Raw genomic sequence first — 3,877 nt, 5'->3', positions numbered from 1 at the left:
CGGCAGTAAAGGCTCAAGTAATCAATGTGCCTATTTCACAACTAGCAAGAGAACAAATCGGGAATATCCTTACTGCTAATGTGCTGGCTATTGGGGCACTCGCTGCGATAGGGAATCTTGTTCCCTTCAATGCGCTGGAAGAAGCAACACGCAACCGGCTACCCAAAGTTGCTGACCTAAATGTGCAAGCACTTAAGCTAGGCTGGGAATGGGGCAAAAAAGCTCTGGAAACGAAATAAATAAATTAGGACAAGATAAGAGTTAAATAAAAAATACTTGAACAAGTTTTAAAAAGGTTAAGAGACTGCTGATAACCAGTAGTTTCTTAACCTTTTTTGAATATTGTAACGTTCTATACATATTTTTTATATTATCACGTTTGTTATTATGGAAAATTTTATTGTATACTAAATAATGACAGTTAAATTATGGGACTAATTATAAATGATATTAATTTAATAAAGGAGTTTTTGATTATGAAAAAAACATTTATCGGTTTATGCTTTGGGCTAATGGTTGTTATATTGATCGTATTTGGATTTAGTACCTCTGGCTTTAATAAAAAAATCACAAGAATTGATTTCCCTGTTATCGGAGGGCTTTTGCCCCATGATGGGGTGGTGGGAGCATCCGTGTCATGTACTGCAAAGTAAATGTAAAATAATCCCATTTATTGTGGCACATGCCCATAAACTACTTATTTGGGGGTAGTACCGGCGAAGCTGTCATTATCTTAACTCAAAAAGTGGAAGCCTTTGAAATATAGGGGTTTCCACTTCATTTATACACTCGGAACTTGTGAATGTAACTCTCTTTATATTAGGAATTGTACCAACGAAGGATATGGATGCCAAAAAACGACTTACACGGATAAATTAATATTAAGTAACATAATATTAACTATTTGCCATTGATAATCATTTATGGTACTATAAGTACAGACTTTTAGCAAGCACTAATTAATCGTAAGGTGGTGTAAAAATATGAAAACATAGAATATTTTGTAGTTAAAATGTGAGTCTAAAAGATATTCTCAAAGTAAAAATCATGTTTGGGAGTGATCAATATGAATAAAATAAAAAAAATAATTTTTCTAATAGTTATTTTTACCTTGATTCTAGGAAACTACAATCTAGCATTCGGGGCTGAAACAACAAATAATGAAAACATCAAAGCTGTTATAGAGAAATATTTTGATAACTATTATAAGTCTTTCCAGAAAATGGATGTCATTAATTCTAATGAGTTCCTTGAAGATAATGATAATACTTATTTTAATAAAGCAGTACAGGAGTTCATGGTTGAAGGAGACAAAGCAATTGGCTTATACTATAAAGACTATAAGGTAAGTTTGGATTACAAAGATATTTCTATCTCAGGCAATAATGCAACTGTAAAAGTTCTTATGCATCTTGATTATGTTTACTCGACCACGCCAAATTCAATTTCTTCGCTTTCTAGCGACTATACTTTTAATTTAGTTAAGAGTAATAAAAAATGGAAATTAAGCAGTATTAATTGTAATTCTTTAGCGGCTGATTGTTTCAAAACTTTAGTTAACAAAAAAGTAAAACAAGGACTTTCTCAAAGAGATGCTATTACTAAAGCGAAAGAAGAAAAAATGAAAAGTATTGAACAAACCAAAAAATATATCGATGGTAGTGCTGCAACGATTAAGCAACAAGTAGTAGGTTCTTCATTAGTAACTCCTGCTACGAGTTTTACATATAACAGAATGTTGGGTAGAAATTATGCCCAAAGATTTGCGGAAGAAAGTGATTTAAACGAGAGGTTTTTTTATACCGTACCCGATGAAAGTGGTGGAGATTGTACAAACTTCGTATCTCAGTGTGTCTGGGCAGCTTATGGAGGATACGTAGAAGGAAACGATACATTATCAAAAAGTAATATCAGTAATAAAGTTAGAATGGTTAATGGTACTTACACAACCGGCTGGTTCGGTGGCCGTGTTGGAGGCGGTGGTTCAGGTAAATGGGAAAGTGTTACCAACTTTTGGAGCTATGCAACAAGTTCTAAAACATACGGTCCTAAAGGAACTGGGGTAAATAATAATAACCCATACTATAACCTTTCGCCTAGTGCTATAAAATATGGTGATGTACTTCAGTTTGGTGAATTAACAGATTATCACCATTCTACGTTCGTAACATATACTCCTACTTCTCCCCAGTATTATAGTGATATTTTGATTTCTTATCACTCTTATGACAATTACAATGCAAATCTTTGGGATGTTATTATATCGTTTGGCGGAAATGACTGTTATATGAGACAAATTTATTTTGGCACAGCACAATTTAGTAGTTAACACTAGCCATCTAAAGTAGGACTTACTGCTAAAATTAACCAATTTAATATTCTTAGTGGTAAGTCCTTTTTATATATCTTAAGGAGTATAAATTATGAAAAAATGGGTAATGATATTCTTAACTATCATACTAATTTGTACTGTAGTTATCGTTATTGCTAACAGTTACTTCTCTAAAACGATCACTAATGATGATATTTCGGATGGGAAACGAGTTATTACTGATTTATTTGCAGCTGTAAACAATGAAGATGTAAAAGGGGCTAATGGTACTATTGGCAGATATCTGGCAGGAAGATTTAACGAAACAAATATAAAGGGATGGAAACCTAAATTAACATCAATTGAGTATATTAAAGATGACAAGTTTCGTTTGCCACCTCATAGTTATAAATCCAATTATGGTCACGATCCATTTCAATCAATGAGCTTTCGTGTAACTTATTTTAATAATATTGATCAAAAGAAGTATAAACAGTATTTTATACTAGTCAAAGAAACCAAGAATGCTAAATGGAAAATTCATGATTGGGGATTACCATGAAACTTCCACAGTTAATATCTTAAATCCAAGTTTTACCGCCAGTGTACCATAATAAGTATGCTAAAATGTTTTTCATATTATTTTATGTATGCCAAACGAGCTTTTCTAGGTATTTTGGGAGGCTCGTTTTTCATTTATCCGAATAAGACCATATGATAGCTTTTCGAAAATGCGTTAATCCGATTGTTAATTAACACAAATTGCCATTCGCTTTGCGGTTAGTGACAGCTTCGCTAGTACTCCCCCTTGAAGCTATTTCATATAGCGATGTCTATAGGTATTCTTTCATTCATATCAAGATTAAAGTTTCCATATGGATTTATGTGAGCATAGATAAGTGGCGTGAGTGCCCTGAGATCTTCCGGTGTCATTATGTCATGCCACTTATCTTGTGATAGTATTTTCTGAATCATTAAAGTATTGACGTAGACAAGGCAGTTTTGTAATAGGTGTAAACTTAATACAGCAAGTTCTTGGTCTTCAATACGGTTAGTTGATATTTCTCCACCTTTTCCATAAAAAATAAATACATTTGCTGAATTCCAGTTTTCAACCACATTTAGCCCTTCATGAATTTCTATCCTCAATTTCTCAGAATTTAGGTATTCACAAAGGAATATTGTTTTAATGGCTTTTCCCAATTCTGCTAAAGCAAGATATGTAGGATGTTTCAAATTATTTCTCGTAAACCTTTTCATTATTGCTTCGGTTTCAGCAGTTCCCAGGCGCAACGCAGTAGCATATTTAACCATTTGGTCGTATTGCTGCCGTATAAGCTCCCAATTAATAGGACGGGTAAGTATCGGTTGTAGATTAGTAAACATATCAGTAATACCGGTATCTGGACGATATAATTTTTGTTTACCAATATTCTTTAATTGAACGACTTAAAAAACTTTAAAGGTTCTATAAGAATGAACGGTGATGCAGAAACGGTGAATATTAAAAAAGTAGATCTAGTTTATTGGGAAGATTCTACCCCAGATAGTAAACAAACGCACATT

At 33.1% G+C, this 3,877-nt stretch carries 4 protein-coding genes and 1 pseudogene; 4 read left to right on the top strand and 1 reads right to left on the bottom strand.

Going from position 1 to position 3,877, the window contains the following annotated elements; all coding sequences use genetic code 11:
- The 4 genes from PHF25_09045 to PHF25_09030 form a co-directional block, all read left to right on the top strand.
- On the top strand, nt 1-239 hold a 239-nt coding region (locus PHF25_09045), incomplete at its 5' end, for a 2-oxoacid:acceptor oxidoreductase family protein (GenBank protein ID MDD4528154.1).
- A 237-nt stretch (nt 240-476) separates the two neighbouring features.
- A complete protein-coding gene (locus PHF25_09040; protein ID MDD4528153.1) occupies nt 477-653 on the top strand; it encodes a hypothetical protein in 177 nt (58 codons plus the stop codon).
- Nucleotides 654-1,066: 413 nt separating this feature from the next.
- A complete protein-coding gene (locus PHF25_09035; GenBank protein ID MDD4528152.1) occupies nt 1,067-2,329 on the top strand; it encodes an amidase domain-containing protein in 1,263 nt (420 codons plus the stop codon).
- A 94-nt stretch (nt 2,330-2,423) separates the two neighbouring features.
- Entirely contained in the window at nt 2,424-2,873 is a 450-nt protein-coding gene (locus tag PHF25_09030) for a DUF4829 domain-containing protein (protein MDD4528151.1), read from the top strand.
- 257 nt (nt 2,874-3,130) lie between these two features.
- On the opposite strand, the pseudogene PHF25_09025 reads toward PHF25_09030, so the two are convergent.
- Nucleotides 3,131-3,775, bottom strand: a pseudogene (locus tag PHF25_09025) (Tn3 family transposase).
- Between the last annotated feature and the right edge of the window lie 102 nt (nt 3,776-3,877).

This window comes from Candidatus Margulisiibacteriota bacterium (assembly GCA_028706105.1).
GTDB lineage: Bacteria > Margulisbacteria > Riflemargulisbacteria > GWF2-35-9 > DYQY01 > DYQY01.
The sequence above is the reverse complement of the archived record's forward strand: the minus strand, read 5'-3'. Positions and strand labels throughout refer to the sequence as shown.

Bases quoted from the DNA above. Each gene is read 5' to 3' on its own strand.
- PHF25_09040 (MDD4528153.1), top strand. From the start codon at position 477: ATGAAAAAAACATTTATCGGTTTATGCTTTGGGCTAATGGTTGTTATA.
- PHF25_09035 (MDD4528152.1), top strand. From the start codon at position 1,067: ATGAATAAAATAAAAAAAATAATTTTTCTAATAGTTATTTTTACCTTG.
- PHF25_09030 (MDD4528151.1), top strand. From the start codon at position 2,424: ATGAAAAAATGGGTAATGATATTCTTAACTATCATACTAATTTGTACT.